Genomic DNA, 15,107 nt, shown 5'->3' on the forward strand with positions numbered 1-15,107 from the left:
TACATGCGGTGGACTGAGCCGCGCCGACCGACGTTGACGCGCTACCTATTCGTACACGTCCTGCTGATCAGCGCGCTGCTTGTCACCGGTGCACTCTTCTTGCGTGATTCAGGCTGGGATTTGCGCGTCGAGGATGCCTTCTACACCCCGGCTTTGCATGGCTTCGGCATGCGCCACTCGGTCTGGCTGGAGCTGATTGGCCATCAATTGTTGCTGATCCTGCCGATCGGTCTTGGCTTGCTCGCCCTGATCGCAGCGATTGCCGCATCACGGTTCGAACCGTTGCGCACGTGGCGAGGCGTTCTCTGGGCAATGCTTGCATCGGTCTGTATCGGCCCGCTGCTGATCGGCGTGCTCAAGCAATTCACCGCCGCGCATTGTCCCTGGGATCTCGTCCGCTACGGCAGCTATGCCGACTACGTGCAGCACTGGTTTGCGCATGCCCGCGCCGACGCGGGGCACTGCTTGCCGAATGCACACGCCGGAGCAGGCTTCACCCTGATTGCCTTGTACTTTGCCGGTTGGGCCAGTGGGCGAGCCACCTGGCGCTGGTGGGGATTGGCCGCTGCAATTGCCGCCGGAATCGTATTCAGCCTCGTGCGCATGGTGCAGGGCGCGCACTTTCCGAGTCACTCACTGTGGGCGGCGGCGGTCGACTGGCTGGTCACGAGCCTGTTCTTTCTGCCACTGATTGTGCGTAGACGCGCAGACCACAATTCGGGCGCCGCTCAAGGCGTGGCGGAATCAGTAAATCGCCACGACTTCCAATAGCGCAGACCTTGCTCCATTATTTCATCCAGGGACTATTTCCCTGCAGAAGTTGCCCAGGATCCGGGGTGATGATGAAACGTGTGCTGATTCCATTGTGCATAATTCTCGCCTCGGTATTGCCGATGACGGCTTGCGCGACTGGCGAGGTAAAGAAGCCATGCGTATCTGGAATCGAAAATGCGCTGCCGCGTGTTGTCCATTCGAAGGTGGAGTTCGATCAGCGCATGCGCGCCGGCGCGACACCACTCGATGCCTTTACCCCGTTCGGCAAACGGGAATTCATCGCCGGCCTGGTTTGGAATTCAGACGGCAAGGGAATCGGCGGTCTGTCGATGGCAGCCATGATCCGAGAACTCGGGAAGGATCAAGTCGAGGAGGTTCTCGATTTTCTTGACTTGAAGAAGCTGTCGGCGTCGATTGTGCAATCACTTCCGCAGAGTCCGCCGCTTCGATTTGGCGAACCGGACCGTGCCATCGAACGCGAATGGAAAGCGACCTCCACATTGATCGACACCCATGTGCGCTTGGAGGAGACGGCAGGCACGACAACCAATCTGGGTTTCGACGAGGTCGTTGCGCACTATAACGGCACACTCGGAGCCGTTCTTCACCAGGCAGACCTGGGCAGTCGTTCGCTTACCGACCTCATGCTGATTTTTGACGCGGCATCGAACGTGGCGAGCGCCACAGGCGATTCTGCAACGTATCGGGACATGCAAACGGTGTTTGCCGAACTTGAGCGTCGGAAAGTCGATACGCGACGCGTCTTCGATGCGCGCATGCTCTCCGGTCTTGTTGTGCAGCGCCGGTTCGATGAGGCGCGTGAGTTCCTCGCCGAACATCCTGATTCGCATGCCGAAAAGATTCCCGACCTCACCGATTCACTCGGTTCGGGTTTCAATGGGCGCAGCGTCATGGATCTTGATCCGCAAACCCATTCGCTGGATCGACAAGCTATTGCGAACACCGCTGGAACACAGGTCATCATGATGGTTGGGGCGACCTGTCATTTCAGCCTCGAAGCCCTCGAAGCGATCGCGGCAAACGGCGATCTGCGCAATCGCTTGCATCAGGCCAAGCTGCTGATCCTGACGCCGCCCGGAGCCAACCTGCAGCTGGCCGCCGTCGGCATGTGGAACGCACGACATCCCGAACTGCCGATGCGCATTCCCTGGAGCAGGGCTGAATGGAAAGCTGTCGATGTGGCGCAGGTGCCGCAGTTCCTGATTTTCGAGAACGGAAAGCTCAAGCAAAGAATTCTCGGCTGGGAGGGCAATCAGGCTGCGCTTTCCGAAGCCTTGGGTCGGCTGGATCCGTAATCGATGCGAATGTCGAGGCGAAAGCGACGAGTTCCAGCAGGTTCTCAGTTGCCCTCGAATCCATCCGCAAACAATAAATCAACTCGCCATTCGTAGGCACCAAGATCGAAACCGGCACCTTGCGGGCGCGGAACGCCATCGATGTCGAAGGGTGGCGCCAGAGTTGCGTTTCCACTATCGATTGCGGTGCCGGTGGGTAGCAGGTGGACATCGTAAGGCGGCGCGACAAGGACGCTGCCGGGATTGCTCATTTCAAGATTGTGATCGACAACCAGCGCGTTGCCGTCGAGGCTGAAATCGGTGGCGAGATTATTGCGCACGATCACGTTGGAACTGGGCCGTCCGTCCTTGTGCGCGTGGACCATGATCCATGGCGGGCCGGGCGATACATTGTTCACGTCGATCACCGTGTTGTTGATGATGCGTGAATCGGTCATGCCGTAGAAACTGATCCCGTGCCAGTGATCGGTGATGACGATGTTGTTCTCGACCACCCAGTTGCGGAAGAAGCCATCGAAGCAGCCGATGCCCTGCATGCTGTTGCGCAAGGGATCATTCGGATCGGTCGAGCTGACGAAGACATTGCCGCGCAAGACCACACCGACTACTTCACCGGTGCCGACGCCGCCACTGCCAACCGACCAGCTCTGGAATCCGTCGTCATGATTGGCATCGGGTGGATCGCCGATTTTTACGTTCTGCACGCGGTTGTATTCAAACAGGCCATGGTCGCCGAGCCCGCGCATGCCATCGGCCGAAAAGCCATCGATGAGGTTGTGCCGGATACTCGCTTGCGCGCCATCGACGCTGATGCCGAAGCGCACGTTGCGCAGGGTGTTGTCATGCACGCTGATGCGATCGGCACCGACATCGATGCCGTTTGAAGCGAGATTGATCCATTCACTGGCAGTCCATGCTGAAGCATCGGCCACGCTGAACAATTCGCTGTCTGCGAGTTCGATATCCCAGGTTGGACCGAAATAGTTGTGGTTGGCGATGCTGACCATCGTGAGCTGCACGTTTGATGGTGCAAACGACGGGCTGATCCGGAGCCCGCGCAGAATCCAGTTTTGCGCCGAACGAATGACGATGCTGCGAAACTGCGGAGTCTGTCCGCTTTCGTTGGCGATGGTGATGGCTGCCGTGTTGTAGGCATGCTCGATGACGAGATCACCGTGATAGCCGTTGCCGAGCAGGATCGTGTCGCCAGCACGGACTGGCGCACCGGCGTTCAGTGTCACCAGTGACATGCCGGTCTGGTACGGATAGGAAGGCCAGTTTTGCGTTTCCACGAGGCCGCTCGCAAAGACCGTCTGCAGGGATTTCCACGGATGAGCACTGCTGCCATCACCGCTGTCGCTGCCATTGACTGGATCAACATGGAAGGTTGTCGCCATCGCGGGCAACGACATCAATAACAGGAGTCCGGAAAAAAGAGTGCGCATGGATCGTTCTCCAATAGCCTCAGGTGGATTGTCAGGGTCACCATCAGACCCGATGGCGTCACCAGCTTCAGGGACGTGGCCGACAGATTTGGCACTACCTCGAATCTGCCGACTCTGGCAACGTACCGGCGCAACCCTCAGCGCAGCATGCATACGCAATCGCAACGAAAGCGAAGTTCCCGAGTCGTCTCAACAGTCTGGCAATGGCTTCTATTCGCGAGGTGCCGCCGGATCAAGCAGATCGTTGCGCGCATGGGTTCGCTGTTCGTCGTCGATTTGATCTTCGACATCCTTGGTCGCGCGGGTATCCACCGACTCTTCCACCGCAGCGGCAAGTGGTGATTGCCTTTGCGTCGCCTGGCTGGCCGCGTCGGATTTGCCGATCTCGGACATTTGCACACGGTAGATCGGTTCGGGCATGTCCATGCCGGCCTCTTCGAGGACGAGCTTCACGCGGCGGATCGCCTCGCTGCGGACCTGGAGGAACTCGTGTTCGCGCTGATCGACCCAGCCGTGATAGCGCACTTGCACGTTGGAATCGCCGAGCGCGGTGATCAGGGCGCGTGGTGGCGGCTTGTCCATGACCCCGTCGATGCGGCCGAGCTCGTTAACGCCGAGTGATTGCGCGCGAATCAGATCCTCGTTGACGCCAATGCCGACTTCAAAATCAAAGCGGCGGCTCGGGTTGCGCGTGTAGTTCAGGGTAACGCTGCCAAACACCAGCGCATTCGGCAGGCGCAAATGGTTGCCGTCAAGTGTCATCAGGATGGTCGCACGCGAAGTCAGCGAGACGACAATGCCTTCATTGCCGTCGATGACAACGTGATCGCGCGGCGCGAACGGCTGTCGCACGCTCATGAGGATGCCGGCCAGATAATTCTCAAGAATGCTCTTGAAGGCGAAGCCCAGGGCAACGCCAAGAACGCCGGCAGTGCCAAGAACCGCGCCAACCAGGGCGGTCGCCTGCATGACTTCCAGTGCAACCAGCAAGCCGATCCCAAGCACGATCCAGCGCACCGTGGTGCGCGCCAGCTCCTGCAGAAAGGGATTGGATTTCGATGCGCGCCCAATCCAGGCGCGCCGCGATATCCAGCGACCGGCCCACCATGCAATCCAGACAATCAGCAAGGCCAGCAACAGCATCGGAAGCGCGGCAATCAATCGATAGCTTTCCTCAAGCAGTCGCTCGAAGACGGCGGACATGTCGAATCGCGTAGCGTCGGGCATGGAATCCACAGTGCGGTCAGTGAGTGGGGATCATAGACGCAGGCACTTGAATGCGAGCCTCATCGGAACCTCGACGCCGCGTCGGGCCCGGACCGATCCGGGCTTTCCAATCATGCAAAGGGCAGCGCTGCCTCAACCATGGCGTGCCCTGTTTGTTACTGTCCGCTTCCTTCCTTGAGCGCGATCGCGTTGAATCCATTGTCCGCCAGAGAGGCCTTCGCGGCTTCCAGTTCGCTGGCGCTGGCATACGGTCCGAGGCGCACGCGATTCCAGGTTTTGCCGTTGATCGTCACCGGAGTGATCTGGGCGACGAAACCGAGGATGGCCAGTCTGGCTTTGACCTCGTCAGCAGATTTCGCTGACGGGTAGGAGCCGGCTTGCAGCAGGTAGCGCGCACTTGCCGATACCGCCGGCGTCGCCGGGTTTGTGGGTGCTTGTGTCGCTTCGGCGCGCGCCTTGGCCGAAATTTCGGCATCTGGAATGACGACCTCCATTTCCGGCAGCACCGAATAGAAATCATAGTTCTTGCGCGGCTTGTCTTCGGTCTTGACCAGTGGTGGCTCGGATTCCCGTGGAGCGACAGCTTGCGGGTTCGGCTGCGGACCGGTTTGCTTGCGCAACATCGGTGCCCAGTCGCTGCCGAGAAAAACCAGGGCGACGACGAGTCCGAGCAAGACGCCGACGCCGAGCCAGATCCAGGCTGGCACTGCCGGACGTGAACCGCCACGAGTGGCCTGTTTGCGTGAACGTGAAGCCATTACCTGATCTCCTGAAATTGATGTTTGCGCGACGATTCCGGCGTCGTGCAGAAACGTGAACAAGTGGTCGTCACATGCTCTCCGGCGCGGAAACGCCAAGCAGATCGAGACCATTGGCGAGGACCACACGCGCCGCATCGGCGAGCGCAATGCGTGCATCGCGCAGTACCGCGTCATCAACGATGAACTGATGTGCGTTGTAGTAGGCGTGGAACGCCGCTGCAACCTCACGCAGATATTGTGCGACGAGTTGCGGGTCGAGATTGACGGCAGCGGCTTCGACCACCTCCGGGAAACGCGACAGTTCGCTCATCAGCGTGCGCTCATGTTCGCCATCGAGGCGATCAAGCGCGCCGAGACCGGCGTCGGAATCGATGATGATGCCACGCTCGGCGAGTTGGCGATGCACGCTGCACACGCGCGCATGGGCGTACTGGATGTAGTAGACCGGATTGTCGTTGGTCTGCGCACGAGCCAGATCGATATCGAAAATCAGCTGCGAATCGGTCTTGCGCGCGACCAGGAAATAGCGCGTTGCATCGCGACCGACCTCGTCAATCAGATCACGCAAGGTCACATAGCTGCCGGCACGCTTGGACAGCTTCACTTCCTCATCGCCGCGCATCACCGTGACCATCTGGTGCAGCACGTACTCCGGCCAGCCTTTCGGGATGCCGACATCGAGCGCCTGCAATCCGGCGCGAACGCGGTTGACGGTCGAATGATGATCGGCGCCCTGCTCGTTGATGACGCGCTCGAAGCCACGCTGCCATTTGCCTTCGTGGTAAGCGACATCGGGTACGAAATAAGTGTAGCCGCCCTCGGATTTGCGCATGACCCGATCCTTGTCATCGCCAAAGTCGGTGGTCTTCAACCACAGCGCGCCATCCTGTTCGTAGGTATGTCCGGTGGCGATCAAGGCCTTGACCGTTTGCTCGACCTTGCCGTCGTTGTACAACGAGGATTCAAGGAAATAGACATCGAACTCGACGCCGAACGCGCGCAAATCCAGATCCTGCTCGCGGCGCAGCCAGGCGACAGCAAAGCGGCGGATCGAATCGAAATCATCGGCATTGCCACTGGCGCTGACATCCTTGCCATCGGCATGCACGGTTCCGCGGTCGAGGAAATCGCGGGCGACATCCTTGATGTAGTCGCCGCGATAACCATCATCAGGCCAGTCTGCATGTTCGGGTTCGATGCCCTTGCAGCGCGCCTGCACTGACAAGGCCAGATTCTCGATCTGAGCGCCGGCATCGTTGTAGTAGAACTCGCGGGTCGTCGACCAGCCGTTCGCATCAAGGACGCGAGCGAGGCTGTCGCCGACCGCTGCACCGCGACCATGGCCGACATGCAAGGGGCCGGTCGGATTCGCCGAAACGAACTCGATTTGCACCTTGCGGCCTGCACCACTGGCATTGCGGCCGTACTCGCGACCCTTGTCGAGGATCGTCAGGACTTCAGCGTGCACGGCCGCCGAGCCAAGATGGAAATTGATGAAGCCGGGTCCGGCGATCTCGATGCGCTCGACACGCGGATCATCGATCGCCGCGATGATCGCCATGGCGATGTCCCGCGGCTTGCGACCGGCTTGTTTGGCCAGGGTCAAGGCAACATTGCAGGCAAAATCGCCGTGCTCGCGATTGCGTGTACGCTCGACGACGAAACTCGGCGTCACATCGTCAGGCAGGGTCTGTTGCGCACGCAGGGTAGCGAGCGCTCCATGGATCAGCTCGCGCAGGGCGTCTTTCACGGCGGGATTCAACTGGAAACGGGCTGGCTATTGTAGGCTGCGTGACCGCTTTCCCAAAGCCGCATTCTGATACGTCCGTGTGACCGCGTGTGTTCCGGCTTGTCCAGCGTGCGCATCGAGCGGGCCTGGCTTCCGGCAGGGAAAGGCAGATCTCCGTGTCGATTGACAATTTCGCCGTGTCGTGAGTCAGGGCGGGCTGTGGATAACTCTGTGGGAAAGAATCTGCGAATGCTCACGCGGAGTCTAAAAAAATCAATCACTTGGCTGAATATCCGCTAAAGCGACGATTGTAAGTGGTTGATTCTATTGCGTGCTTGTTGCCGTGCAACAGATTTCGTCACTAAGTGACCATGCGATTGCAGGATCGTCTCGCCATGTGTATAGGTTTGCGCGGGGCAAGGCCGCCCAAGGCCGTGTCAGACAAGGCCTGCAACGGTTTCGGCATAAGCTTTGAGCACCTGCCGACCACTTTCCGGGCGGCCACGCATGGCGATACGGGCGCGTAGACCGAGGCTCAGGGATTTCAATCGCGCGGCATTTTCGTCCTTGGTCGAAGCAAATGATTGCCGACCCAATTCCGAATTGAAGCGGTGCAAGTCGAAGAAGAAGCGGTCCTGGCCGTCAGTCAGAAAGCCGAGAACCGGCTGCGCGCTTTCATTCGCATCGAGATCGCGCTGACACAACATTTCACGTTCGAGACAAAGATTTTCCGCGCTGTCGGCAAAGCGGGCGAACGGTTCGGCGACATTGGCCGTATCCAGATCCGCCGCAATCAGGGCGAGCTTCTGCGCATGGACGATGCGAGCGTCATCACGCCAGCCAGCTCGATGCTTGTCGAGTTTCTGTTCCAGCTTGGCCGCCAGCGCACCGCCGGACTGCACCAATTCAGCGGCATTGAACGCCGCGCCGCCTGGCGGAGGGCGGGCATCGAAGGTGCTGCCGCTGATGGTCAGATCAATCGCGGTATAGATGTCGGCATGCTGCTCACGACTGAAGCCGCAGTGGTCAAGCAGACGAAACGCCTCCTCGATGCTGGCACGTTCATTGGCGCCGACACCGGCTTCATACATCGAGGTTTCACGCTGGCGCAGATCGTGGCAGGCGGCAAACAGATTCAACACGCACCAGTCCACCAGGCCGAGCGCGTGCAAGCCGCTGGCCGCGATCAGGCGGTCAATGCGGCTGCCGAGAATATCGAGGATATGTCCTTCGTTGTGATAAGCGTGGAAATCCTCGCCAAGGCTGCCGTGACGGACCGCGAGGCGCACATAGGCGATGCGAATGACGTTTGCGCAGCGGGCGAGCAGGTCGCGGGCATTGGTGTGCGTGGAAAGCAACGGCGCCAGTTGTTGGTGGCGCCGATCCAGTATCGCTTCGAGTGGATCAAGAAGGTCACCTGCGCGCGCGCGCGCGGCTGCAAGATCCGGAACGGCCTGTTCCACGGTGTCCGCAGGAAAGGATTTTGGAAAGTCGAATATCACGTAGTGCGAGGACCCCTGGTTCGTTCTCGTGCCTGAGTATAGTGCGCACTCGGCGGATGGACACCCTCGTATCGAGATTTCTCGAAACTCAGGCTTGCATCCGGGTTCGCATGAGCAAACGAGAGCAGGAATGGCGATTGCGGGTAGATGCGGCTTTGGCATCGCGCAGCGCAGCGCGTTTGATCCTGCTGCGCCGCCTCACTGGATTAGCCTTTGCCCCTTTTCATCATTCGGGGGCTCCCGTCGGCGAGGCGCTTTGGCGACCCGATACCGCTGTCTTCGACGCAATCAGCGATACGGCAAATGCGTATTTGAGGGGCGTTTTGCAGACGTGTCAGACCGCCTGAGGAGAATTCGAGCAACTTGCTAAATCCAGCCACGCCTTGCCAGTGAGGTCGGATCACCGCTGCCAATGACGAAATGGTCAAGGACGCGGATATCGACCAGGGCCAGGGCATCGCGCAGGCGCAGCGTGATCGCGCGATCGGCCGCGCTCGGTTCGGAAACGCCAGATGGATGGTTATGCGCAAAAATCACTGCAGCTGCGTTGTGTTCAAGGCAATGTCGGACGACTTCGCGAGGATGCACGCTGGCACCGTCGATGGTGCCGCGGAACAGTTCCTCGAAGGCAATCACGCGATGACGGTTGTCGAGGAACAGGCAGGCGAACACTTCATAGGGATAGGCCGCCAGGCGTGATTTGAGGAATCGGGCGCTGGCGGCGGGATCGGTCAGCGCCTCGTTCTCGCGCAATTCGGAATCGAGGTAGCGGCGACCGATTTCCAGGGCGGCCTGAACGCGGCACCAGGCGACCGGCCCCAACCCGGAATTTTTCTGTGCACAGTGCAGCAAGGGTTTGAGTCCGCCCGCACGAATCAGCAATTCGCGACCCATGTCCACGGCACTGGCACCTCGCCGACCGGAGCCGATGAACACTGCAAGCAACTCGGCATCAGATAACGATCCGCTGCCCCGGGCGCGCAGCTTCTCGCGGGGTCTTTCGCCATCTGGCCAGTCTCGGATGCTCATCGCTGTCGCTGTCTTTGGTCTCGGAAATACCATCCTGGGCCATGAATCATCAATCCGGCAGCAGCCTGGGCCGTGATTTTGGGTAAGCTTGTCCCCCTTTGCGATGTCAGAAATTTCCTACATGAGTAATGCTTCGCTGGATCGTGTCCATGTGCTGCTCGGGGTCGGCGGCGGCATTGCGGCGTACAAGGCTGCGGAATTGGTGCGCCGTTTGCGTGATGCGGGTGCCGAGGTTCGTGTAGTCATGACGGAGAACGCAACGCGCTTTGTCGGCGCGGTCACGTTTCAGGCGTTGTCCGGAAATCCGGTCCGCAGCAGCCTCTGGGATGAATCCGCCGAGGCCGCGATGAGTCACATCGAACTCGCCCGCTGGGCCGACGAGGTGATCATTGCCCCAGCCAGCGCCGATCTCATTGCGCGTCTCGCTCACGGGTTCGCTGGCGATCTGCTCAGCACTCTGGTTCTGACGACAGCCGCGCCGGTGTCGGTGGCACCGGCCATGAACCAGCAGATGTGGGCGCATCCCGCGACCCAGGCCAATGTCGAGCGACTGCGTCAGCGCAAGGTGCGCGTGCTGGGTCCGGCCGCCGGCAGCCAGGCTTGCGGTGAGACCGGCGAAGGCCGACTGCTCGAAGTTGACGAACTGATCGCGGCTTTGGTCGCTGCGCGCGGTCCGCGCTCGCTTGATGGCTTGCGTGTGCTGGTCAGCGCCGGGCCGACTTACGAGGATATCGACCCGGTGCGATTCATCGGCAACCGCAGCTCTGGAAAAATGGGCTTCGCCGTGGCTGCCGCAGCGGCGCAGGCCGGAGCGGAGGTGCGCCTGATCGCCGGTCCGGTGAGCTTGTCCACGCCAGCGGGTGTCGAGCGCATCGATGTGCGCAGTGCCCGCCAGATGCGCGATGCCGTCATCGCTGCCGCGGCTGACGCTGACATCTTCATTTCGGCCGCCGCCGTTGGCGACTATCGACCCGAAACTACCGCCCCGACCAAGCTCAAGAAATCCGGCAAGGCGCTGGCCCTGGAGTTGATCCAGAACCCGGATATTCTTGCCGAGGTCGGGCAATCGGCACAGCCGCCATTCCTGGTCGGGTTCGCCGCCGAAACCAACGATCTTGAGCATTACGCGCGCGGCAAGCTGGAGCGCAAGCGGCTCGACATGATCGCCGCCAACCAGGTTGGCGAAGCGCAAGGGTTCGAGTGTGGCGAGAACGCCTTGCTGCTGATCTGGTCAGGCGGCAGCGAACAACTCGCGCTCGCTGACAAGCGCGTGCTTGCGCAATCCCTGGTCGAGCGGATTGCCGAACGCTACCGGGCAACACGTCCCGTGGTGGTGAGCGCATGAGCATCCCGGTTGCATTGAAGATCCTCGATCCGCGCCTCGGCCGTGATTTTCCACTGCCGGACTACGCAACTGTCGCTTCGGCCGGCATGGATCTGCGTGCGATGATCGATGCGCCGATGACCCTGGAGCCCGGCGCATCCCTGCTGATTGCCAGCGGCATGGCCATCCATATCGGTGACCCGTCACTGTGTGCGATTGTGCTGCCGCGGTCAGGTTTGGGCCACAAGCATGGCATCGTGCTTGGCAATGGTGTGGGCCTTATCGATGCCGACTATCAAGGTCCGTTGATGATCTCCTGCCTGAACCGCTCGAACGAGGCCTTCGCGCTGAAACCGGGTGAGCGCATCGCGCAGCTGGTTTTGATGCCGGTCACGCGAGCACGGTTCGAGCTGGTTGATTCGTTCGATCCAACGCAACGGGGTAGCGGTGGATTTGGCAGTTCCGGTCGCGACTAGCAGTCCAGCCAGTCCAACAGGCTGCCAGCTTCGCGTTGTACCAAAATACTGATGGCATACTGGATGTGTCATCGGCAATGAACCACTACACTTGGCTATCGGGTCGGATAGCCGTCGTTGCGAATCAAGGGCAGAACACATGGCAGGCGAAAATCAGCCGGCAACCCCAACGAAAAAGAAAATGCCGAAGCGCGCAAATATCCTTGCCGACATTCAGCCGATGCTGAAGATTCTGTTGCCCCTGGCCGCGGCCACGGTGTTGATGGTGTTCGGTTTCTTCCTGCTCTGGCAGTCGTCACTGGCCTGGAACGAAAGCGGCAACTTTGCGGCCGCCGAATCGGGCCGGGATCGCAGCGTCAAGGCAATCGCCGAACAGATCAAGAAATTCGATGAAAAGGCGTTGGCTATCGCCGCATCCGAACCCGTGCAAAGTGCGCTGCTCGGGGAAGATGGCCTGACTCAGGCGGCAGCGGCGATGCGTGCGGCCTGGCCTGAGCTGGTCGGTGCGGAGTTTTATGACGCCGCCTTGCTTGAAGTGCGCGAAGATGACTTGAAGGCTTTTGGTTATTCGCGCGCGCAGATGCTGATGCAGGCGCAGATTGAAAAAAAGCCGGCGCCGGCGCAAATGCGCAAGTCAGCCAGTGGCGCTCAGGTACTGGTCCTCGCCATCCCGGTGATGTCCGGCCCGCAGCCGCGCGCCTATGCCTATCTTTCACTGCCTGCGTCACTCATTGTCGATACGCTTACGCAAATGAACCGGAACGGCACGCGCATTGATTTGCGCCAGGGTGATGGCCGTGGCGATACGGTCATGGCCAGCGCGGGCTCATCGGGTGGCAATTCGACCAGTGATCTGGGCTTGCCGATTCCGGGTTCGCAACTGCGAGTTGCCATTGCCGATCCGGAAACGAAAATCTTCCTTACCCACAATCTCTGGATTCTCATTCCATTGACGGCGATTTGCCTGCTCGGCGGTTTCTTCGCCCTCTGGTTGCGCCAGGTAGGCATGCAGGGCGTGGCCGACAAACTAAGGCCCGGCAAGCAAGATACTGGCAGTGGCATGACCTTCGCCGAAACGCTTCAACGCGAGGCCGATGACGCCAGGGATTTGCCCAAGGGTGCCGCGCCTCCCGCGGCCAAGGCAGAAGCCAAGGCCAAGGCCAAGCCGATCAGCGTCAATCGCAGCATTTTCCGCGCCTACGATATTCGCGGAATCCTCGGCGAAACCCTGTCCGACGATGTTGCGCGCCAGATCGGGCGTGCCATCGGCAGCGAGGCACAGCATCGCGGCTTGCGCGAAATTGTCGTTGGCCGCGATGGTCGTCTGTCCGGACCGGATCTGTCCGCGGCACTGATCGAGGGCCTGCGTGCGGCTGGCTGCGATGTCATCGATATCGGGGTGGCGCCGACGCCGCTGACCTATTTTGGTGCCTTCCACTTGCAAACCGGTTCTTGCGTGTCGGTAACCGGCAGCCACAATCCGCCCAACTACAACGGTTTCAAGATCGTGCTTGGCGGCGAAACCCTGTCCGAAGGAGCCATCCAGGATCTCTATGGGCGAATCGCGGAAGATCACTTCAGCAGTGGCTCGGGTGGTCTGCAGGTGATGGATCTGGGGGGCGATTACCTGACCCGCATCACCGACGACATTCAGGTTGAAAAGAAGCTCAAGGTGGTTGTCGATTGTGGCAACGGCGTCGCCGGTGGCGTTGCGCCGGCGGTGCTTGAAGGTATCGGCTGCGAGGTGCATGAACTCTATTGCGAGGTCGATGGCACCTTCCCGAATCATCATCCTGACCCGTCTGATCTCGACAACCTTCAGGATCTGATCCTGTCGGTGAAACAGACCGGCGCCGACATCGGCCTTGCCTTCGACGGTGATGGCGATCGACTCGGCGTGGTCACCAAGACCGGTGAAGTGATCTACCCTGATCGACTTCTCATGTTGTTCGCGATCGATGTGCTGAGCCGCAACCCGGGCGCCACCATCATCTACGACGTCAAGTGCACCGGCCATCTGCAACCGCTGATCCTGCAACACGGCGGCAGCCCGATCATGTGGCGCACAGGTCACTCATTGATCAAGGCCAAGATGCGCGAAACCTCGGCCCAACTGGCCGGAGAGATGAGCGGACACTTCTTCTTTGCCGAGCGCTGGTATGGCTTCGACGATGCCATTTATGCCGCCGCGCGATTGCTTGAAATTCTTGCCGGAGATCTGGACGAACGCACGCCGGAGCAGATATTCGCCGCGTTGCCCAAGGGTGTGTCGACGCCCGAACTGAAGATCGAGATGGTCGAGGGCGAGCACTACAAGTTCATCGATGCGTTCAAGGCCAAGGCAAACTTCGAGGATGCCCGCCTGACGACCATCGATGGTATCCGTGCCGATTGGCCGGACGGCTGGGGCTTGGTCCGCGCCTCCAACACAACCCCGGTACTGGTCTTGCGATTCGACGCCGACAACGAAGTCGCGTTGAAGCGAATTCAGGCCGAGTTCCGTGCTCAATTGCTCGCCGTCGCGCCTGACATGGCATTGCCGTTCTAGCCCGGACCATTCCGGAACCATTCATGAACGCCTGGCAAAGCCCGACAGGCTGCTAGCGCTGCTTGTATTTCTCACGCAATGCCCGATAGCGCTCAAGTTCAGCGTGGAAGCCGTTGGTCGCCTTCTCTTTGCCGGCTTGTTGCCGTTCCAGCAACTCGTGCTGATGATCGATTTTTCCGCGCACATCGGCGATTTGAGAAGTGAGCTTGGCTGGAACCGAGGAATTCGCGCGCTCCAGTTCGGCCGCTCGACCGAGCAGGTCAGTCAGGTTTCGCTCCAGGCTTTGCAGCACGGTTTGCAGGCTCTTGATCTGCAGGTCGATCATCTCGATCTGTTGCTGCTGCGTATTGAGAAGATCCGCTTCAGTTGGATTGGCTGCAAGCAACTGCTGATCTTCGCGGGCCTGGCGTTCGGCATCGGCCTGAGCGGAGCGCTCGGCGGCAGCTTCAACTTTCGCCTCCTCCTTTTGCTCGGCTGTCAGGGCCGGCGCAACCCGCTTGACCAGAATGCCCTGGCTGTTGATGACGTCATAGCCAATGACGTTGGCGTTGTCGGGGAGGCTGTCGGTGTAGTGGAGGTTGCCTTCCACATCACGCCATTTGTAGCGCACCGAGCCGGCCGCAAGGGCCGAAACGCTGGCGATGCATACAACCACGACCAGGAAAAAGCGGAAATGAATTTTAGCCATGAGCTGAACTCCTCGAACAACGAGTATAGGTGAGAGCGCGGCGGTTCGCAGCTTAAGGCAACGCTGATCAAGTGGCCCAACCGTCATGGCATTCAGAAGGTTCGCCGGACGTGCTGCGTGGCGAAGTGAAGGCTGGTTGCCTTGACGAGCCGCGCGGTGCGGCTGGCGGACCTTCTGGATGCCACCTGTTTCAACAAAAACAATCGGTTAGGCGACACCTGTCTGCGCGCAGCTCTTTGTTGCGCTGGCTTGAAGCACGGCCAGTGCATCTGCGCCAGCGCGCCGCGA

The 15,107-nt window shown here is 60.0% G+C and carries 14 protein-coding genes; 6 read left to right on the forward strand and 8 right to left on the reverse strand.

What is annotated here, in order from left to right:
- Positions 1–3: 3 nt before the first annotated feature.
- The gene (locus VFN25_RS09740) at positions 4–771 is read left to right on the forward strand and encodes a phosphatase PAP2 family protein (RefSeq protein WP_325141312.1); all 768 of its coding nucleotides are present in this window, start codon (positions 4–6) and stop codon (positions 769–771) included.
- A gap of 68 nt (positions 772–839) precedes the next feature.
- Positions 840–2,090: a hypothetical protein gene (locus VFN25_RS09745; RefSeq protein WP_325141314.1), complete on the forward strand. Its 1,251-nt coding sequence runs from the start codon at positions 840–842 to the stop codon at positions 2,088–2,090.
- A gap of 44 nt (positions 2,091–2,134) precedes the next feature.
- On the opposite strand, the gene VFN25_RS09750 is transcribed toward VFN25_RS09745, so the two are convergent.
- The 5 genes from VFN25_RS09750 to VFN25_RS09770 form a co-directional block, all read right to left on the reverse strand.
- Positions 2,135–3,535: a choice-of-anchor Q domain-containing protein gene (locus VFN25_RS09750; protein WP_325141315.1), complete on the reverse strand. Its 1,401-nt coding sequence runs from the start codon at positions 3,533–3,535 to the stop codon at positions 2,135–2,137.
- Between the two features lie 210 nt (positions 3,536–3,745).
- Entirely contained in the window at positions 3,746–4,738 is a 993-nt protein-coding gene (locus VFN25_RS09755) for a mechanosensitive ion channel family protein (RefSeq protein ID WP_325141317.1), read from the reverse strand.
- 179 nt (positions 4,739–4,917) lie between these two features.
- Complete coding sequence (locus VFN25_RS09760) at positions 4,918–5,520, reverse strand: SPOR domain-containing protein (RefSeq protein ID WP_325141319.1); 603 nt, start codon at positions 5,518–5,520, stop codon at positions 4,918–4,920.
- 70 nt (positions 5,521–5,590) lie between these two features.
- Complete coding sequence (gene argS / locus VFN25_RS09765; protein WP_325141321.1) at positions 5,591–7,273, reverse strand: arginine--tRNA ligase; 1,683 nt, start codon at positions 7,271–7,273, stop codon at positions 5,591–5,593.
- Between the two features lie 416 nt (positions 7,274–7,689).
- Entirely contained in the window at positions 7,690–8,715 is a 1,026-nt protein-coding gene (locus tag VFN25_RS09770; protein ID WP_325141323.1) for a hypothetical protein, read from the reverse strand.
- 149 nt (positions 8,716–8,864) lie between these two features.
- Here VFN25_RS09770 and VFN25_RS09775 point away from each other — a divergent pair, with 149 nt between their 5' ends.
- Positions 8,865–9,101 carry a hypothetical protein gene (locus VFN25_RS09775; RefSeq protein ID WP_325141325.1) on the forward strand — a complete coding sequence of 79 codons (237 nt, stop codon included), beginning with the start codon at positions 8,865–8,867 and terminating at the stop codon, positions 9,099–9,101.
- 19 nt (positions 9,102–9,120) lie between these two features.
- Here VFN25_RS09775 and radC read toward each other — a convergent pair whose 3' ends face one another.
- A complete protein-coding gene (gene radC / locus VFN25_RS09780; protein ID WP_325141327.1) occupies positions 9,121–9,783 on the reverse strand; it encodes a RadC family protein in 663 nt (220 codons plus the stop codon).
- Between the two features lie 121 nt (positions 9,784–9,904).
- Here radC and coaBC point away from each other — a divergent pair, with 121 nt between their 5' ends.
- From coaBC to VFN25_RS09795, 3 genes are all read left to right on the forward strand, one after another.
- Entirely contained in the window at positions 9,905–11,128 is a 1,224-nt protein-coding gene (gene coaBC / locus VFN25_RS09785; protein ID WP_325141329.1) for a bifunctional phosphopantothenoylcysteine decarboxylase/phosphopantothenate--cysteine ligase CoaBC, read from the forward strand.
- Positions 11,125–11,583, forward strand: coding sequence for a dUTP diphosphatase (dut, locus tag VFN25_RS09790; protein ID WP_325141331.1), 459 nt, complete (start codon positions 11,125–11,127; stop codon positions 11,581–11,583). The genes coaBC and dut overlap by 4 nt, the downstream gene beginning before the upstream one ends.
- 181 nt (positions 11,584–11,764) lie before the next feature.
- Positions 11,765–14,131 carry a phosphomannomutase/phosphoglucomutase gene (locus VFN25_RS09795; protein ID WP_325141333.1) on the forward strand — a complete coding sequence of 789 codons (2,367 nt, stop codon included), beginning with the start codon at positions 11,765–11,767 and terminating at the stop codon, positions 14,129–14,131.
- A gap of 52 nt (positions 14,132–14,183) precedes the next feature.
- Here the strand turns inward: VFN25_RS09795 and VFN25_RS09800 are convergent, their stop codons facing one another.
- Both VFN25_RS09800 and VFN25_RS09805 read right to left on the reverse strand, forming a co-directional pair.
- Positions 14,184–14,819 carry a DUF4124 domain-containing protein gene (locus tag VFN25_RS09800; RefSeq protein WP_325141335.1) on the reverse strand — a complete coding sequence of 212 codons (636 nt, stop codon included), beginning with the start codon at positions 14,817–14,819 and terminating at the stop codon, positions 14,184–14,186.
- Between the two features lie 92 nt (positions 14,820–14,911).
- Positions 14,912–15,107: hypothetical protein (locus VFN25_RS09805; protein ID WP_325141336.1), on the reverse strand; the 196-nt coding region annotated here is incomplete at its 5' end.

Source organism: Dokdonella sp., from assembly GCF_035703485.1.
Classification (GTDB): Bacteria; Pseudomonadota; Gammaproteobacteria; order Xanthomonadales; family Rhodanobacteraceae; genus Dokdonella.